Origin of the sequence: Microbacterium testaceum (assembly GCF_001476285.1) — a bacterium.
Classification (GTDB): Bacteria; Actinomycetota; Actinomycetes; order Actinomycetales; family Microbacteriaceae; genus Microbacterium; species Microbacterium testaceum_B.
Genome location: NZ_LDRU01000088.1, coordinates 1 through 17,045 on the forward strand (window position 1 = coordinate 1; position 17,045 = coordinate 17,045).

The window sequence follows — 17,045 nt, forward strand, 5'->3', positions numbered from 1 at the left end:
CGAGAACTCCGCCCGACGGCACCGGCCGACCGCGCGTACCGCGCACGGCGGAGGGGCCCCGCACGCCGCGCGAGGCCCCTCCGACGGCATCCGGATCAGGCGCGCAGGTCGACGCCCTTCGTCTCTTTGATCATCGACACCGCGGCGAGCGACACCAGCGCAGCGACCGCGATGTACACGCCGATCGCCCACGAGAAACCGGTCGAGCGCAGGAGCGCCTCCGCGATCATCGGCGCGAACGCGCCGCCCATGATCGCGCCGAGCGCGTAGCCGATCGAGACGCCCGAGTAGCGGACGTTGGCCGGGAACATCTCGGCGTAGAGCGCCGCCTGGGGGCCGTAGGACAGACCGAGGCCGAGCGTCATGACGAACAGGGCCACGAAGTACCAGACGATGTCGCCGGTGTCGATGAGGAACCACATCGGCACCGCCCAGACGGCCAGCAGCAGGTAGCCGAGCTGGAAGGTCCGGACGCGTCCGAGGCGGTCCGACAGCCAGCCGCCCCAGAGGGTGAAGCCGAGCCAGCCGAAGGATGCCAGCGTCGTGGCCAGCAGCACGGTCGGCCGCTCGAGACCCAGCACAGCGACGGAGTACGTCGAGAAGAAGGCGATCAGGAGGTAGCCCGCCGCGTTGTTGCCGATGAAGACGAAGGCGGTGAGAGCGACCTGACGCCAGTTCTTGCGGAAGAGCTGGCCGAGCGGGGCCGAGGACTCCTTGCGGCGACGCACGAGGTCCTCGAAGACGGGGCTCTCCTCGACGGCGCGACGGATGACGTAGCCGACGACGATCAGCACGATCGAGAGCAGGAATGGCACGCGCCATCCCCACGCGAGGAACGCCTCGGCCGACATCGACGACGTGAGGATCCACAGCGTCGCGGTGGCGAGGATCATGCCCACCGGAACGCCGATCTGCGGGAACGCCCCGAAGTAGCCGCGACGGCTCACCGGAGCGTGCTCGACCGACAGCAGGGCCGCACCACCCCACTCGCCACCGGCTGAGAAGCCCTGGAGGACTCGCAGGAAGATCAGCAGGACCGGAGCCGCGACACCGATCGCCGCGTACGTCGGGAGCAGGCCGATGAGCGCGGTCGACACGCCCATCATGATGAGCGTGAGAACGAGCATCTTCTTACGGCCGAGACGGTCACCCAGGTAGCCGGCCACGATCGCGCCGAGCGGGCGGAAGAGGAACGAGATGCCGATCGTCGCGAACGACAGCACCTGTGCGATGGCCGGGTCGGACTCCGCGAGCGGGGCGAGGAACAGCGGCGCGAGCACGAGCCCGGCCGCTTGGGCGTAGATGAAGAAGTCGTACCACTCGATCGAGGTGCCGACGAGGGTCCCGGCGAGCACGCGCCGTTCTTCTCGTTTCAACCCGGTCGAAGAGCGGGATGCCGAGGTCTGGGTGGCCATGAGAACTCCGTTGTTCTGTGGGGCGAGGGAAAACACCCGGTGAGAACTATTACCAACCGAGCGTTCAGTAATAGTGTCAGAGGAGCGGGCTCACGACAAGCGCACCGCGGAGGGAGCACCCATGACGACCTGGACGATCGTGCCCGGGGCCCTCGACGAGCGCCTCGGCATCACCGTGACGGAGCAGTCCGCCGAGCGCGTCGCGGCATCCCTCCCCGTCCGGGGGAACACGCAATCGCTGGGGCGACTGCACGGCGGGGCGACGGCCGCCCTCGCCGAGGCGGTGGGCTCGTGGGCGGCGATGATCCACGCGAGCGCCTTCGACAAGGTATGCGTCGGCGTCGACCTCAACATCACGCACCATCGCGGTGCACGAGAGGGCCACATCCACGCGGTCGCCACACCGGCGCATCGCGGGCGCCGGATGGCGACCTACGACGTGCGCGTCACCGACGACGACGGTCGACTCGTCGCGACGGCCCGCATCACGAACCTCCTCGTCGATCCGGAGTGAGCGCGCGTGCGCGGCGAGATCCCGAGGCGATGAGAACCACGGGGCACGAGGCAGCGGGACGAAGCCCCGTGCAGGCGGCGACGACTCACCCGACCTCGACGCCGAGCGACGGGCAGGAGCAGACGCCGAACGGATCCCTCTGCCGCCCTCTGGCATCCTGGATGCCGTGACGAGGATCCGAGGGAGTGCACCGCCCCCAAGCGATGCACCCCCTCGCCCGTCGAATTGCTTCCCGAACATCTCTCGACGGGCGTATGGGTATCGTCTCGAAGCCGGAGACGACACCCACCCCCGACAAGGTGGTGTCCCCCGGGGCGTGATCCTTACACCGGCGCGAGAATTTTCTTCCGTCCGTCGACGCGTAAGGATCGGCGGCCGCATGACACAGCCTCTGCGGACGCACGAAAGCGCACGCCGGTGATCGACGAGACGGACTTCGTGGCGCTCTTCCGCGAGCACCACAACGCCGTTCGCCGATTCATCGAGCGGCGTGTGTCGGATCGCGAGGCCGCCGCCGACCTCACGATGGATTGCTTCGAGATCGCGTGGCGCAAGCGCGACCCCCGCGATCCGTTCGGATTGCCGTGGTTGTACCGCACCGCGCGCAACCTGATCGCGAACGAGTATCGGCGACGCGACCGGGAGGAGGCGTTGTGGACGCACATCGAGGACCACGTGCGCGCTCTGGCGAACGAGGCCGAGCCCGCTATGGCGCAACGTCTCGTCGATGCCATCCGCGGTCTGCCCGAGCGCGAGCGCGAGATCCTCTGGCTCACCTACTGGGAGCAGTTGTCGGCCGCCGAGGTGGCCCTGGTCATGGAGATGAACGCCGGGGCGGTGTGGACGCGACTGAATCGCTCGAGAGCACGTTTGCGGCCGTTGCTCGACGGTGCCGCCGTCTACGCGGAAGGGGTGACCGATGACCGACGATGACCTCGCGCGCGCGCTCCGCAGGCTCGACCCCGCCGAGACCCCGCTCGACGCTCCCCTTCCCCTCGACGCCGAACGTCGCCTGCGACAGATCCTCGACCGCCCGCCCGTCCGGCGTCGCCGCCCGATGCTGGTGTGGACGTCGGCCGCCGCGGCCGTCGCGCTGATCCTGACCATCATCACAGGAGTGCTGTGGATGCCGGGGCCCCCGGCATCCGCTCTCACTCCCGAGCCGCTCGTCTACACGGCTCTCCCCAGCGGGACCGGTGCCGCCGAGGTGGTCGCGGAGGCGCAGGCGCGGTTGGCTGCGGGCGACGGCGCGGTGCCCCCGGAGCGCCGCTCCCTGTCGCTCGGTTGGTACTTCAGCGCCTCGCCCGACGGAGCAGAGGCGACGGTGTTCCGGCGCGAATGGGTGGACTTCCGGTGGAACGAGGATCTCTCCGGGTCGGTGGTGACCACGGCGGCCGAGGCCACCGATGCCGGCGGCGACACCGTGCCGATCGTCGATCCCGCTCCGGGCACCGTGGTGGGAGAGCTGACCTACGTGCGCAATCAGTTCCGACCGCTCTCCCCCACGCCGCCGGCGGCGTCCGCCGAGGCCATGCGCGCACTCCTGGTCGCCACGACGGGTGCCACCGAGACCCTGACCGCCGGCGATGCGATGGTCGGGGTGCGCAGCCTCCTCGGCGAGTGGACGCTGAACGATGTCCAGCAGGGTGCGCTCCTGGACGTCATCGCCGCTTCGCCCGACGCGCGGGTACTCGGAACCACGCGCGACCGTCTCGGTCGCGAGGTCGTGGGTCTGGCCGGCATCCCCTCCACGACCGCGAACGCCGACGTGACTCTGCTGCTGTCGGTCGATACCGGCCGGATCGTGGGATTCGAGTCGGCGCTGATCGACGCCAACACCGATCTCGACCTTCCCGCCGGGTCGCTGATCGAGTACGTCCTCTGGGACGTGCAGGGCCGAGAGGATGCTCCGCGCTGAGCCGAACGGCGTTACCGCCCCCGTGAGCGGCGCACTTCGACGCCGCTGAGCACCGCGGCGGCCGCGGAGAAGACGACCGACACCGCAAGCGCCACGGTGAGCGCACCGGCGAACGTGCTCGGATCGGGGGCGGGCGAACCCGGCCCGCCCGCGTGGGCCGTCCCCGCCAGCACGAGCACGAAGCTCGTGCCGAGAACCGTCTGCCCGATCGAGGCGCCCACCCGCTGCGCGGTCTGCACCACCCCGCCGGCCACACCGCCGCGCACGGGATCGACCTCGGCGAGGGTCAGCGTCTGGTTCGGCGTCACGATCGCCCCGCCGGCGAGGCCGAGGACGAACAGCGGCACGCACAGGCGCAGGATCACGCCCGTCGGGTCGGTGGCTCCGGGCTCGGCCTGGACGACGAGACCGAGCACGATCGTGACGAGCGTGAAAACGGATACCGCTCCGAGCAGCAGGGGCCTGCCGACCCGGGAGACGAAACGGCCGGCGATGGGGGCGCCGAAGACCGTGCCCACCGCGTAGGCCGTGACCCCCAGCGCCGACTGCAACGCCGTGAAACCCAGGCCGTCCTGGTAGTACAGCGCGAGCACGAGCGGAATACCGGTGTTGCTGCAGAAGAACACCACCGCGAAGATCACGCCGATCACGAACGATCGCGTGCGGAACAGGCGCAGATCCACCAGGGGCGCGGCATCCGCTCGCGTCAGACGAGCCTCGTGCCGGACGAAGGCGACGAGGAGTCCCGCCGCCGGGAGCAGAAGGAGAAGCGTCACGGGACCGCCGGCCTGACCGGTCTCGACGATCGGGAACAGCAGGCACAGCAGACCGGCGCCGAGCAGAACGACACCGAGGAGATCGAGCCGTCTCCCCGCGCCCTGCGCCGCGGGGACGTCGGCGGCGACCCAGCGCCGCGCGAGCAGGACGGCTGCGATCCCGACCGGCACGTTGATGAAGAACACCAGGCGCCAGCCGTTGTCCTCGCCACCTATGGCGACCAGCAGGCCCGCCACGACGGGACCCAACGCGGTGCCCGCGCCCACCGTGAGCCCCAGCCGTCCGAAGGCCCTGCCCCGCTCGAGCGGCGGGAAGGCGTTCTGGATGAACCCCGACACCTGCGGCCCGATCATGCCGCCGAAGATCCCCTGGACGACGCGTGCCGCGATGAGCACCTCGGGGGTCGGAGCGAGCCCCACGAGGGCACTCGCGACGACGAAACCGAGCATCGACACGATGAACATGCGCCGGCGCCCACGGCCGTCGCCGAGCCGACCGCCGATGACCGGCACGAGCCCGAAGGCCAGGACGTAGCCCGTGATCACCCATTGCAACTCGCTCGGCCCGGCGCCCGTCGACCGTCCGATCGAGGGGAGGGCGACGTTCGTGACGCTGAGGTCGAGGAGGGACGAGAACTGTCCCATCAAGAGGACGCCCAGGGCGCGCCATCGGCGCGGATCGACGGGAGGTGCCACCGGTCAGCGATCCCGACGGGGCTGACGTCGGCGGGGTGCGGCCGATGCGGAGATCCGTCGTTGCGTCATGCCGACCTCCCGGATTCGTCCTTCCAGGCTACGCCCGACGCGCGGACCGTCGCGGATGATGGGCGGGTCGCGCGGACGGTCGATCACGGCAGGCGGCTACTGCCAGAGGCGAGCCGCTCGACGGCGCCAGTACTCGCCGGAATCGTCCGACCACCGGCGGAGCGTCTCGACATCGATCTCACGCGGGGGCGCCGCGGCTCCCCGGCGGAGTTGGGGGATCGTCACCGCTCCGCTCAGCACGACGTCGGCCCACGGCTGCGCGCGGGCGACGCCGAGGGCCAGCGACGCTCCGTCGAGGCCCGCTCCGTCGTGGCCCGCTCCGACGTCGCCGTCGGGCTCGAAACGAGCGAGCTCTCCCCCGGCCAGAGCTTCCTTCACCACCACCGTCCAGCCCACCGCGTGAGCTCGGGCCAGAGCGGGGCCCGCCGCCTGCTCGCGCAGGTTCCACGTGGCCTGCACGACGGAGAACGGACTGTCGGCGAGCGACCGCGCCGCGTCGACGACATCGCCCTGATGGGGCCCGCTGGTCGAGATCCCCACGCGCACTCCCCCGGCGGCGATCTCGCGGAGCCGTTCGAGCACGCCCGCGTCTCCGAGCGCGGGACTCTCCGGGGTCACCGAGTGGATGAGGTACGAGTCGGGCGCCGACCCGAGAGCGGCGAGAGTCTCCGGCCACTGCCTCTCGAGCATCGCGGCGGAATGCTCTTTGCGCTCGTGGACCGTGGCATCCATTCGCCATTCGCCGACGTACTCGTAGCCCCACTTCGACCCGATCGTCAGCTCGGCACGACGCTCCGGATGCGCCGCGAGCCACGACCCGAGGAACCGTTCGGCGTACCCGTAGGACCGGGCGGCGTCGACATAGCGGATGCCGAGCACCCACGCCTCGTCGAGCAGAGCGTGCGCGCGCTCGCGCATCGCGTCGATCGAGCGCGTTTCGGGTTCGCCCAGATCGTGGTCGCGGTCGGTGGTGATGTAGGCCGGACGACCGACCGCCGCGAGACCGAGTCCGAGGCGAGCGGACGGAGAAGCGGCGTCGTTCATGACTCGACGGTAGCCGCAGGAGCGGTCAGCCGGTCGCGAAACCGCCGTTGCTGGATAGCAACTGTCCGGTGATCCATCCGCCCCGCTCCGAGAGGAGGAATCGGACGAGATCGGCGATGTCGTCCGGGGTTCCCAGGCGGCCGGCGGGAGTGGCATCCGTCGTCCACCGTCGGATCGCGTCGTCCATCCATCCCGTGTCGATCGGTCCCGGGTTGATGACATTGGCGCGGATGCCGCGATCCGCCAGCTCGACGGCGGCGGCGATGACGATGCGATCCAACGCCCCCTTGCTCGCGCCGTAGGGGAGGTTGTGGGCGGTGTGATCACTGGTCAAGGCGACGATGCGCCCCGTCGGCACCGGATCGCAGGTCACCGGGAACTGCTCGGCGAAGGCGCGGATCAACAGCCACGAGGCGCGCGCGTTGACGGCGAAGTGCCGGTCGAACGCCTCGACCGATGTGGTGAGGATCGAGCTGTCGACGCTCTCGCAGTGCGAGAGGACGAGGGCGTCGATGCGCCGGCCGACCGCGGCGAAGAGCACGTCCGGGGTGGTGGGATCGGCGAGGTCGGTCTCGTGCAGCGACACCTCGACGCCGAGGGCGCGGCACTCGTCGGCGATCGCCTCGGGGTCGTCCGCGCCGCGCTCGAGACCGATCCGGTCGTCGTACGGGCGCCAGAACGAGAGGGCGAGGTCCCAGCCGTCGGCGGCGAGACCTCGCGCCAGACCGGCACCGATCGATCGACGTCGGCCGACGCCGGTGAGCAGGGCGAGGCGGGAGGTCATGCTCCCCATCCTGCCCCGTACGAGCGGCGATCCGCCCGGATCGGGAGCGGAGGGGCACACCCCATCACGCTCGAGCGGTGTGCTCGGCGGCCGTGCGGACGGTCGGCCTCCGGTAGCGCCTCACCCCCTCAGGCCGGGGTTGAATGGAGGCTCCACGCACGACCGCGAGCTTGTGAGACCACCATGACGTACGGCGACCTCCGCGACGACGCCCAGCCCATCTGCCCGTCGTGCGGCATCACGATGCACCCCCTGATCGACGAGGGCCTCGAGGCGGACGAGTGCCGCGACTGCGGGTTCCGGTTGGCGTGGGCTGACGGCGCAGGCTCCTCGGAGACAGACCACGAGGCCTCGTCCGGCTGGTGGTGAGCGCGCGCGAAGACGACCGGGTCAATCTCCGCTGCGCAGGTCGGCGACCGTTCGACGTTCGAACACGATCTCGTCGAAGGCGACACGGCATCCCTCTCCGGTCGGGCTCTGCACCTCGAAACCGACGGTCAGGGCATCGGCGACGCCCGGCAGCGTGAAGGCCCGGACGAAGCTCCACCCCTCGCCGTCGTGGGCGTGGAACGCGAGGAGGTTTCCGACGCGCGCGATGCGGAGCCGCGCGTCGGGCGCGTTCACGACGAACCCGTTCGCGTCGTCCGAGACGCCCTTCGTCACGACCGAGACGACCATCGATGCCCCGGCCGGGGAGCGCTCGAAGCACAGCTTCGCCCACGTCGTGTCGTCGACCCACGCGAGCAGGACCCCTGCGTCGAACGTCGCCCGGAAATCGGGCGTGACCCGCGCGGACAGCGTGAAGTCACCCGCCGGTGGCGTACCGAGCAGGGTGTGCGCGTTGAGCAGCGTCTCGGCCGCGACGCCGCTGACCCCGCTCGGGTCGACGAAGAGATCGGTTCCGGCCGGGGCGGTCCCCTCTATTCCGGATGCCGTCGGCATCCACGCCGAGCCCTCGGAGTCGTGGAGATCGAAGGGGAGGGAGGGACGGCGCACGGCATCATCCTTTCTGCATCGGACGGGTCATCGAGCGGGGAGCGGGGTGCTCACCAACCGGTCGTGAGCACTCGGTCGAGGGCGTCGGCGAAGACGTCGACCGAGGCACGCGTGACCACGAGCGGCGGTTTGATCTTGAGGACATTCTGGTGGTCGCCGGTGGGCTGCATGATGACGCCGAGCTCGAGCAGCCGGTCGCAGATCGCCGCGGTCTCGGCCGTGGCGGGCTCGAGCGTTTCGCGATCCCGGACGAACTCCAGGCCGAGGTAGAGGCCGGAGCCGTGGACGGCGCCGATGAGGGGGTGCTTCGCGGCGAGCCGTTCGAGGCGCTCCTTGAGGTGCGAACCCACCGCGCGGGCGTTCTCCTGCAGGCCCTCCCGCTGGATGACATCGAGCACCGCCGTGCCGATGACCGCCGAGACGGGTGAGCCTCCGGTCGACGAGAAGAAGTACCCGCCCGAGCGGTAGCGGTCGGCGATCTCTCGACGCGTGATGACGGCGCCGACGGGCTGGCCGCCGCCGATCGACTTCGCGACGGCGACGATGTCGGGCACCGCCCCCTGCTGCTCGAAGCCCCAGAACCACTCACCGAGCCGGCCGTAACCGACCTGCACCTCGTCGGCGATCGCCAGGCCGCCGTGTCGACGGATCGCCGCGTACACCTCGCGCAGGTAGCCGTCGGGCAGGGCCACTCCGCCCGCGTTCCCGAAGTACGTCTCGGCGATGAAGCCGGCCGGCGGGCGACCGGATGCCGCGAGCTCATCGATCGCCGCGACGGCTTCGGGCGCGTAGCGCGCGGCATCCGCTCCCCGGTGCTTGCCGCGGTAGGAGTTGGCGGCGTCCACGGTGTGCACCCAGTCGGGGCGCGTGGACAGGGCGTTGGGGTTGTCGGCGATCGAGGTCGACACGGCGTCGCTGGCGTAGGTCCACCCGTGGTAGGCCTCCCGCATCGCGACCATGTCGGGTCGACCGGTCGCGGCCATCGCCAGGCGGATCGCGAGGTCGGTGGCCTCGGAGCCGGAGTTGACGAAGAACACCGTGTCGAAGCCCTCTGGCAGTGTCGCGGCGATGCGGTCGGCGTAGTCGGTGATGGCGCGGTAGTGGAAGCGCGAGTTGGTGTTCAGCAGGTGCATCTGACGCGAGCCCGCCGCCACGACGTGCGGGTGCGCGTGCCCGACGGAGGCGACGTTGTTCACCATGTCGAGGTACACGCGCCCGTCCACGTCGATCAGGTACTCGCGCCACCCTCTCTCGATCCGGGGCGGGAGCGTGTAGTAGTGCTCCTGCACCTCGGCCAGCACGTCGTGGCGGCGCGCGAGCACGTCGTCGGCGGTCGGCACCGTCGAGGGCGCGCCGATCGCGGCCCCGGGATCGCCCGCGACTTCCCGCCACGCGGCGGCGAAACCAGGCGAGACGCGGGCCGGCGGCGGTGGCGTTCCGGCAGCCGAGCGGCGCATCGACAGGCGCGTGCGCGCGGGCAGGATCCCGGATGCCGCACCCTCGCGCGTGCCGAGGATCGTCAGGGTCTCGGCATCCGAGGTCCACGTGAGCGATCCGTCGTCGAGGACGACGGCACCGTCGAGCCGCACGGGCGCCGCGAGCCACACCAGGACGTCGGTGGGGATCGTCTCGATCGCGGAGGGCAGGGGTTCGGTCGTTCCGGTGAGCCGCGCCTTCCACGCGGGCACCGTGACCATGTCGGCGCCGTCGTCGAGGGCGGCTCGCGCGGCGGTGTCGAGGGTCGCGGCGTCGAGCCAGGCCCCTGCATCGTTCAGCGGCGACTCCGTCGAGGCATCGATCTCGACATGACGGGCGGGAGACAGGATGCCGACACCCGGCCACGCACGTTCGGGGGCGCCGGGGCGGCCCAGTGCGGCGCGCGTCGCGGCGGTCAGGACGGGGATCGGCACCGAGGCCGACTGCTGGAGGATGCGGAACTCGCGGTCGAGAGCGACCGTGGCGTACGTGTTCTGCTCATCGACGCGTACCTGAGCGCGGCCGCTGAGCACGAGCACGGCTCCGCGCAGGATGACGAGGGGCCAGAGAGCGGTGATCTCGTCGTCGGTGAGACGGCGGTGGCGGTCGAAGGCGCGGACGGCGGCGAGCGCGCTCTCGGGGGACGCACCGTCGTGGTGCAGGATCGACGACACGGTCACCGCGATCTCGCCGACGCGCCACGATACGCAGGCGTCGCCGAAGTCGATGACCGCGTCGGGCACCGCGGCGCCGGGGGCGCACAGCACGTTGTCGTCGGTGACGTCGAAGTGTCCCGCCTGGCGGGGAAGCGTCGATTCGACCGGGGCGAGGGCAGCTCGAGCGGCGTCGGTGGCACGGCGGACGATCTCGCGCATCTCGATATCCGGCTCGAGCGGGAGCAGGGTGTCGATCACGCGCGTGGCGTGCTGGGGATCCCACTGGAGGACCCGACCGGACGCCGGGTGGGTGAAGTCCGCGAGCGCCAGACTGACCTTTCCCGACAGGTCGCCGAGAGCCTCGACGACGGCGGGAGACAGGTAGGCGGATCCCATGAGGGTATGACCGGAGATGTTCTCGATCACGCGGGCGTGGATGCGTCCGTGTGACGATTCCCACCACGTGGACATCGCGCCCTGCGGTCCCTCGACGATGCGCGGGACGCGGACGGAGGGGCTCCGCTCGGCGACCGTCGCGGCCGCGGCATCCTGCATGTCGATCTCGGCCTCGCTGAACACCGGGTTGCTGAGCTTGAGCACACCCAGGGATTCGGTGGAGCCGCGAGGGAAGACGCGGAAGTTCTGATCCTGCTGGCTGCCGAGCGCGTGCACGTCGATCTCGACGCCGAAGGTCTCGGCGAAGAGACGCTGTACCTCGCCGTCCGAGAGCGTCGGGGTCGGCAGGTCGACCTGGGTGAAGTAGTCGAAGACGTCGGTCATCGCGGTTCCTTGGGTGTGGGTTCCCGGGTTCCCGGGGGTGAGGGGTGCGGGGACGCGCGGGGAGGAAGAGGGCTCGCCGTCGATGCGCGGGGTCATCCCCGCTCCTCGTCGATGGAGTTGGCACCGTCGACGACGAGGACCTGGCCCGTGATGTAGGAGGCGTCTACGCCTGCGAGGAAGCAGACGGCGGCCGCGACCTCTTCCGGCGTACCGGATCGACCGACCGGCGTCGCCCGGCCCATCGAAAGCTCGTGCTCGCTCGACGACGAGGTCGCGATCCAGCCCGGGGCGACGGCGTTGACCGTGATGCCCGAGGCCGCGACGTCGATGGCCGAGCCCCGCGTGAGACCGACCATTCCTGCTTTCGCAGCGTGGTAGGCGACATCGCCCCGGTAGGCCATCACCGGACCGGAGAGGGAAGCGACGTTGACGATGCGCCCGTATCCGGCCGCCCGCATCGCCGGCACGACGGCGCGCGTCATCCGCAGGGCGGTCGTGAGGTTGCGATCGAGCGAGAGGAGCCACTGCTCGGTGGTGATGTCGTCGATCGCCGCCGGCGCATCGGCCTTCGACACCGACGTCAGGCCCGCGTTGTTGACGAGCACCGTGGGGGTGCCGAACGCCTCGTGCGCCGCGGCGACGACGGTGTCGACGCCGCTCTGCTCCGTGAGGTCGGCCACCACGCCGTGCGCGTCGATCCCCGCGCGCCGGAGGTCGGCCGCCCGTTCGTGGATGCGGTCGGTCGTCGAGGTGACCACCACCTTCATCCCGGTGCGGCCGAGCATCGTGGCGACGGCGGCGCCGATCCCCTCGGCGCTGCCCGCACCCGTGATGATCGCCACCTGGTTCAGCGTGCTCATCTTCTCTCGCTCTCTCATGGTCGTGCGGCTCCGAGGATCCGTCCACTGTTGATCGTGTGTCGCGCGGCGTGGAGCAGTGCTTCGGCGGTCTCCAGCGAACCGCGGCGGCGCGACGCGGCGTACTCGCCCCGCGCCGTTCCCAGACGCGACGTCCACACCGCCGCGTTGGCGACCAGGCGCGCGGCCGCGAGGGGAAGGACGACCGCGGCTTCGTCGGGGGTGACCGAAACCGTCTCCGCCCATCCGTTCAGAACTGCTTCGAGGGCGGCGACAGGATCCGGGCGGTGCCGTGCGGCGTAGGCACCGGCGATCACCGGCTCCGAGATGCGCAGGCTCGGCAGCATGTCACCGAAGTCGATGATGCCCGTGACCGAGGTCGGCGCGGACTCGGGTCCGACCAGGACGTTGGCGTCGTGCAGATCGTGATGGACGAGGGCCCGGGGAAGGCGATCCAGCCTCGGCTTCAGCTCCGCCTCGAGGAGCGCGCCCACCGTGAGGGCGGCGCGCTCGAGTCGCGAGACGTCCTCATCGCTGAGGCGAAGCCGCCCCTGCTCGCGGAGGACGACGGTGCGCGCGACAGCCCGATCGATCGTCTCTCTCGATCGCGTGATCTCCCACGAATGCTCGGGCAGGTCGCTCGGTGCGCTCTCGAGCTCCAGGCGACGATGAAGGCGCGCCGCCACGCGGCCGATTTCGCGCAGCAGCCCGTCGGTCGCGCCCGCACGCTCCACGGGTGTTCCCGTCAGCCAATCCGAGACCTGGACCAGCATGGCTCGGGACCCGTGATTCGTGGTGACCGTCAGCTCCCCCTCGACGTCGCGAAGAGGACGAGCGACAGGGAGCCCCGCGTGCGCGAGCCGATCCACGACCTCGTGATGCCATCGGACGGCGCTGTGGGCGGGCGCATCCGCCCAGAAGACCTTGACCGCGAACGCTCGACCACCCTCGACCTCGGCCCGGAACACCGCGGCGTTCTCGGCATCGAGGGCCTGCAGGCTCGTGGCCCGGACGCCGAATCGGCGCCGAAGGCTCTCGGCGACCACCTCGGTGGGTACGCGCACCTCCCCGGCACCGTCGAGCGAGGGCCGAGCGGATGCCGGGACCGTGTCGCCCGTGAGATGCATGAGGCTAGAGTACCCATATTGGTCACCAATATTCGAGTTGGTGACCAAATGGAGGGAAGATGGGTTCCGCGGAGCGGATGCACATGGTGAACAGCTTCGACCCCGCCGCGGGGACGAACCTCGGGCCCAGAGCCTCGGCGCTGATCGAGCGGCGCCGGCGGGTCCTCGGTGCGCCCTACCGGCTGTTCTACGAACGTCCCGTCGAGGTCAGGCGCGGAGAAGGCGCACTGCTCTTCGATCCGGACGGCCTCGACTACCTCGATGCTTACAACAACGTGCCGGTGGTCGGCCACGCCAACGCGCGCGTGCGAGCCGCCGTCGCCGAGCAACTCGGACGGGTGAACACCCACACCCGCTACCTGACCGACGAGATCGTCGACTACAGCGAACGACTGATCTCGCTCTTCCCCGAGCACCTGGAGCAGGTCGTCTACGCCTGCACCGGCAGCGAGGCCGTCGATCTCGCCCTCCGGATCGCGGCGCACGTGACGCGCGCGTCGGGCATCGTGATCACGACGAACGCCTACCACGGCACGACCCGGGCAAGCGCCGCCGTCTCGCCCAGCCTGGGGCCGAACAACGCGCTTCCCCCGCACGTCGTGACCGTTGCGGCGCCCGACCCGCTACGTGACCCCGCCGAAGACGGGGTCACGGCCGCCCTCTTCGCCCAACGTGTCGGCGACGCGATCCGGCAACTCGAGCGCCGAGGCGTGACCTTCTCCGCACTGATCATGGACTCCGTGCTTTCCAGTGACGGGCTGGTCACGCACCCGGACGGCGTGTTGGGCCCCGCCGTCGAGGTCGCGCGGGGCCACGGCGGTCTGTACATCGCCGACGAGGTTCAGTCGGGATTCGGGCGCCTGGGGGCGCCGTGGTGGGGCTTCTCGCGCCACGGCGTCGAACCCGATCTCGTCGTCCTCGGAAAGCCGATGGGCAACGGCCTGCCGATCTCGGCGGTGGTGGGGCGCCGTGACCACCTGGAAACGTTCGGACGCGACGTCCGCTACTTCAACACCTTCGGGGGCACGCCCGTGAGTATCGCGGCGGCGACCGCCGTCCTCGATGAGATCGAGGAACGCGAGCTCCGGGCGAACGCCGCCGCTGTGGGGGCGGCGCTGCGGGAGGGGCTTCACGCCCTCGCCGACAGCGACCCCCGCCTCGGACAGGTGCGCGGGGAGGGCCTCTTCCTCGCGGTCGAGGTCGTTCAGCCCGACGACACGGATGAACATGCCCCGGACGCGACTCTGGCGGGCCGAGTCGTCAACGGCCTCCGAGACAAGCGCGTCCTGGTGAGCGCGTCCGGGCGGTACGCGAACGTCGTGAAGATCCGCCCGCCCCTCGTGTTCACTCGCGAACACGCCGACCGACTGCTCACGGCGCTCGACGAGGTGCTCGCCGAGACGCGGGGCGCGGGCTCCGCTGCTCGCGACACCGACGGTTCGGCCGGAGGCGGCGCGGGGGGTCCGGTGAGCCGCGCGGGGAACCGGCTCCACCGATGAGGCACGCGGACCGGCGATACACTGACGACGCCGCGGCCGCCGGACCAGGCTGTTCACGGCACTCACCCGTCACGGCCAGGAGGCGATGATGGTGGCACCCTCACTGATCGCCGATCACCTGCGCGACGAGATCTTCGATCTCCGCCTCGATCAGGGCGAGCCGATGCGCGAGATCGCGATCGCCGAGCGCTTCGGCGCCTCGCGCCGGTCGGTCCGCGAGGCACTCCTCATGCTCGCGAACGAGGGCGTGGTCACGCACGAGAAGCACCGGGGTGCGCGCGTACGCTCCTTCACGACGGACGACGTCACCGACCTCTACCGGGCCCGCGCCGTGCTCGAGGGAACAGGGGCGAGAGCGTGCGCCACGGCACCCGATTCCGCGCTCGACGCCGTGATCGTCGCGCTGGCCGACCTGCGCCGCGCCGCCGCCGAGGGGCAGAACTCCGCCCGCCACGCGCGCGCGGACGTGCACTTCCACGCGTCCGTGATCGCGCTCGCGCAGAGCCCCCGCCTCGACCGCTTCTTCGCCTCGATCCGCAGCGAGATGACCTTCGCGATCCGCCTGCTGCAGCGCCGCGAGGTGTTCGCCGGATGGGGAGAGGAGGACGCGCTGCGCGAACACGTCGTCATCGCCGACGCCATCGTGCAACGAGACGCGGATGCCGCGGAAGAGGCCGTCCTCGAGCACATCCGCGTGAACCAGCGCGTGCTGAGCGGGATCACGGCGGGCGATGACTGAACACGCCGAGGGCGCGCGGAGCAGATCGGCTCGCGAGGTTCTCCCGAACCTGCTTGCGGGATTGTGGGCGATCGCGGCGGCATCGCTCGTCTGGTGGTCCGGCGTGGAGTTGTGGCGAGAGGTGACCCCGTGCGCACCGCAGATTCTCCTGGCAACCGTCGTCCTCACCTGGGGGATCTTGTTCATGGCGGTGGGCGCCGGAGCCGTGCCGGCCCTGGTCGCGAGGATGACCGGCGCCCTCTGGCTTCCGTGGCTCGCCCTTCTGCCGTCACTCGCCGTGCTCGGGTTGTACGCGATGATCATGATCTCCGCGACGTCGTTCGGTCTCTCCGAGCACCCGGACCGCGTCCCCGCGGCGATACCCGACATCTTCGTCAGCTTCGCTCCATCGGTGGCTCTCGTGGTCTCGAACCTCATCGCATTCGGCGCACGGAGAGGGTTGCGCCGGACACTCATCGCTTGGTCGACATGGGCAGTGGTGATCGCGTCACTGGCCCTTCTGGCCGCACTCACTGTGCAGTCCGCCTGCTGAGTGTCACGGCCTGCGTGCGGGAAACACGGCTTCCCCGCGCGCGAACGAAGAAGCCCCGGCGTGAGCCGGGGCTGATCGAGGATTCTGTAGCGGGAGCGGGGCTTGAACCCGCGACCTCACGATTATGAGTCGTGCGCTCTCACCAACTGAGCTACCCCGCCGCACGGCATCCGGTGTTCGAAAGTGATGCCTTGAGCCCCGAGTCAGGATTGAACTGACGACCCCTTCCTTACCATGGAAGTGCTCTGCCACTGAGCTATCGGGGCGTACCCGGATCTCTCCGGGCAACTAGAAGAGGATATCAGAGCCGAGGCCCGATCCCCCAATCGGTCAGCCTCCCGCGTGCTGCCGCAGCCACGCGATCGGGTCGATCGGCGTGGTGCCGTTCTGAAGGATCTCGACGTGCGTGTGGGCACCGAACGAGCGACCGGTGTTGCCGGTGCGTCCGAGGAACTGTCCGACGTGCACGTGCTCGCCAGGGGTGACCTGCAGCGAGCCGTACTGCATGTGTCCGTAGCGGCTCGAGACGAGCTGGCCGTCGATCTCGTGGTCGATCAGCACGGTGACGCCGAAGGCCCCGCCCTGCTCGGTCGCGATGCGGACGGTTCCGTCGGCGATCGCCTGCACGGGTGCACCCTCGCCGGGCACGAAGTCAGCGCCCTCGTGGAAGCCGCCGTCGCGCATGCCGAAGCCGTAGGAGATGGACACGCCGACCGCGAAGGGCCACTGGATGGGCGAGTTCGGGTTGTTGACGTAGAAGTTCGACGGGTACTTGATGCCCGAGTCGATGGCCATCTGCGCGTAGGTCGACGCCTGGTAGCCGTCGTCGGCGCGGTCGACGACGGCGGCCTGCGACTCGGCGGGGGCCACGTACGCCTGGATGGCCTGGCTGTCGCCGACGTCTCCGCCCGACGTGTCACCGGCCGCGAGCGTGACGGTCGCGGGCTGGGTGGTGTCGGGCGCCGTGACGCTCGACGTACCGCTGGCCGAAGCCAGCGCGCTCACGGGCATGGTCATGCCGACGGTCATCAGGCCGACGAGACCCATCACACCGACCGAGAACGACGCGGCCGCGATGCGTCGGCCGTTCCGACGCGTGCGGGGAGCCGCGGCGACGGGGAGTCCCTGAGTGACGGGCTGGGTGGGGGCGGCGACCTTGGGGGCCGA

16 protein-coding genes and 2 tRNA genes are annotated in these 17,045 nt (G+C 70.4%); 7 read left to right on the plus strand and 11 right to left on the minus strand.

Going from position 1 to position 17,045, the window contains the following annotated elements:
* Window positions 1-95: 95 nt before the first annotated feature.
* Window positions 96-1,415: an MFS transporter gene (locus tag NS283_RS14575; RefSeq protein ID WP_058597583.1), complete on the minus strand. Its 1,320-nt coding sequence runs from the start codon at window positions 1,413-1,415 to the stop codon at window positions 96-98.
* Window positions 1,416-1,536: 121 nt separating this feature from the next.
* Between NS283_RS14575 and NS283_RS14580 the strand changes: the two genes are divergently transcribed.
* The 3 genes from NS283_RS14580 to NS283_RS14590 all read left to right on the plus strand — a co-directional run bounded on the left by NS283_RS14580 (window position 1,537) and on the right by NS283_RS14590 (window position 3,847).
* Window positions 1,537-1,929, plus strand: coding sequence for a PaaI family thioesterase (locus tag NS283_RS14580; RefSeq protein ID WP_058597584.1), 393 nt, complete (start codon window positions 1,537-1,539; stop codon window positions 1,927-1,929).
* Window positions 1,930-2,346: 417 nt separating this feature from the next.
* Window positions 2,347-2,862 (plus strand): RNA polymerase sigma factor, encoded by a 516-nt coding sequence (locus NS283_RS14585; RefSeq protein WP_058597585.1) that lies wholly within the window; start codon window positions 2,347-2,349, stop codon window positions 2,860-2,862.
* Window positions 2,849-3,847: a hypothetical protein gene (locus NS283_RS14590; RefSeq protein WP_058597586.1), complete on the plus strand. Its 999-nt coding sequence runs from the start codon at window positions 2,849-2,851 to the stop codon at window positions 3,845-3,847. The genes NS283_RS14585 and NS283_RS14590 overlap by 14 nt, the downstream gene beginning before the upstream one ends.
* 11 nt (window positions 3,848-3,858) lie before the next feature.
* On the opposite strand, the gene NS283_RS14595 is transcribed toward NS283_RS14590, so the two are convergent.
* From NS283_RS14595 to NS283_RS14605, 3 genes are all read right to left on the minus strand, one after another.
* On the minus strand, window positions 3,859-5,319 hold the full coding sequence (locus tag NS283_RS14595) for an MFS transporter (RefSeq protein WP_058597587.1): 1,461 nt from the start codon (window positions 5,317-5,319) through the stop codon (window positions 3,859-3,861).
* A gap of 165 nt (window positions 5,320-5,484) precedes the next feature.
* A complete protein-coding gene (locus NS283_RS14600; RefSeq protein WP_058597588.1) occupies window positions 5,485-6,432 on the minus strand; it encodes an aldo/keto reductase in 948 nt (315 codons plus the stop codon).
* A 25-nt stretch (window positions 6,433-6,457) separates the two neighbouring features.
* Window positions 6,458-7,216, minus strand: coding sequence for an SDR family oxidoreductase (locus NS283_RS14605; RefSeq protein ID WP_058597589.1), 759 nt, complete (start codon window positions 7,214-7,216; stop codon window positions 6,458-6,460).
* A gap of 183 nt (window positions 7,217-7,399) precedes the next feature.
* On the opposite strand from NS283_RS14605, the gene NS283_RS14610 reads away from it, so the two are divergent.
* Window positions 7,400-7,585, plus strand: coding sequence for a zf-TFIIB domain-containing protein (locus tag NS283_RS14610; RefSeq protein ID WP_058597590.1), 186 nt, complete (start codon window positions 7,400-7,402; stop codon window positions 7,583-7,585).
* A gap of 21 nt (window positions 7,586-7,606) precedes the next feature.
* Here NS283_RS14610 and NS283_RS14615 read toward each other — a convergent pair whose 3' ends face one another.
* The 4 genes from NS283_RS14615 to NS283_RS14630 all read right to left on the minus strand — a co-directional run bounded on the left by NS283_RS14615 (window position 7,607) and on the right by NS283_RS14630 (window position 13,108).
* On the minus strand, window positions 7,607-8,212 hold the full coding sequence (locus NS283_RS14615) for a DUF1349 domain-containing protein (RefSeq protein WP_241492261.1): 606 nt from the start codon (window positions 8,210-8,212) through the stop codon (window positions 7,607-7,609).
* Between the two features lie 50 nt (window positions 8,213-8,262).
* Window positions 8,263-11,124 (minus strand): aminotransferase, encoded by a 2,862-nt coding sequence (locus tag NS283_RS14620; RefSeq protein WP_058597596.1) that lies wholly within the window; start codon window positions 11,122-11,124, stop codon window positions 8,263-8,265.
* A 92-nt stretch (window positions 11,125-11,216) separates the two neighbouring features.
* Window positions 11,217-11,984: an SDR family NAD(P)-dependent oxidoreductase gene (locus tag NS283_RS14625; protein WP_058597591.1), complete on the minus strand. Its 768-nt coding sequence runs from the start codon at window positions 11,982-11,984 to the stop codon at window positions 11,217-11,219.
* 14 nt (window positions 11,985-11,998) lie between these two features.
* The gene (locus tag NS283_RS14630) at window positions 11,999-13,108 is read right to left on the minus strand and encodes a phosphotransferase (protein ID WP_058597592.1); all 1,110 of its coding nucleotides are present in this window, start codon (window positions 13,106-13,108) and stop codon (window positions 11,999-12,001) included.
* A gap of 59 nt (window positions 13,109-13,167) precedes the next feature.
* On the opposite strand from NS283_RS14630, the gene NS283_RS14635 reads away from it, so the two are divergent.
* The 3 genes from NS283_RS14635 to NS283_RS14645 all read left to right on the plus strand — a co-directional run bounded on the left by NS283_RS14635 (window position 13,168) and on the right by NS283_RS14645 (window position 15,878).
* On the plus strand, window positions 13,168-14,607 hold the full coding sequence (locus tag NS283_RS14635) for an aspartate aminotransferase family protein (protein ID WP_241492262.1): 1,440 nt from the start codon (window positions 13,168-13,170) through the stop codon (window positions 14,605-14,607).
* A gap of 88 nt (window positions 14,608-14,695) precedes the next feature.
* Window positions 14,696-15,346, plus strand: a complete 651-nt coding sequence (locus tag NS283_RS14640; RefSeq protein ID WP_058613706.1) for a GntR family transcriptional regulator — start codon at window positions 14,696-14,698, stop codon at window positions 15,344-15,346.
* Window positions 15,339-15,878, plus strand: coding sequence for a hypothetical protein (locus tag NS283_RS14645; protein ID WP_058597594.1), 540 nt, complete (start codon window positions 15,339-15,341; stop codon window positions 15,876-15,878). Before NS283_RS14640 ends, NS283_RS14645 begins: the two co-directional genes overlap by 8 nt.
* An 87-nt stretch (window positions 15,879-15,965) precedes the next feature.
* Here NS283_RS14645 and NS283_RS14650 read toward each other — a convergent pair.
* The 3 genes from NS283_RS14650 to NS283_RS14660 form a co-directional block, all read right to left on the minus strand.
* Window positions 15,966-16,039 (minus strand) — tRNA-Met (locus tag NS283_RS14650).
* Between the two features lie 33 nt (window positions 16,040-16,072).
* Window positions 16,073-16,144, minus strand: a tRNA-Thr gene (locus NS283_RS14655).
* 64 nt (window positions 16,145-16,208) lie between these two features.
* Window positions 16,209-17,045: M23 family metallopeptidase (locus tag NS283_RS14660; RefSeq protein WP_153003384.1), on the minus strand; the 837-nt coding region annotated here is incomplete at its 5' end.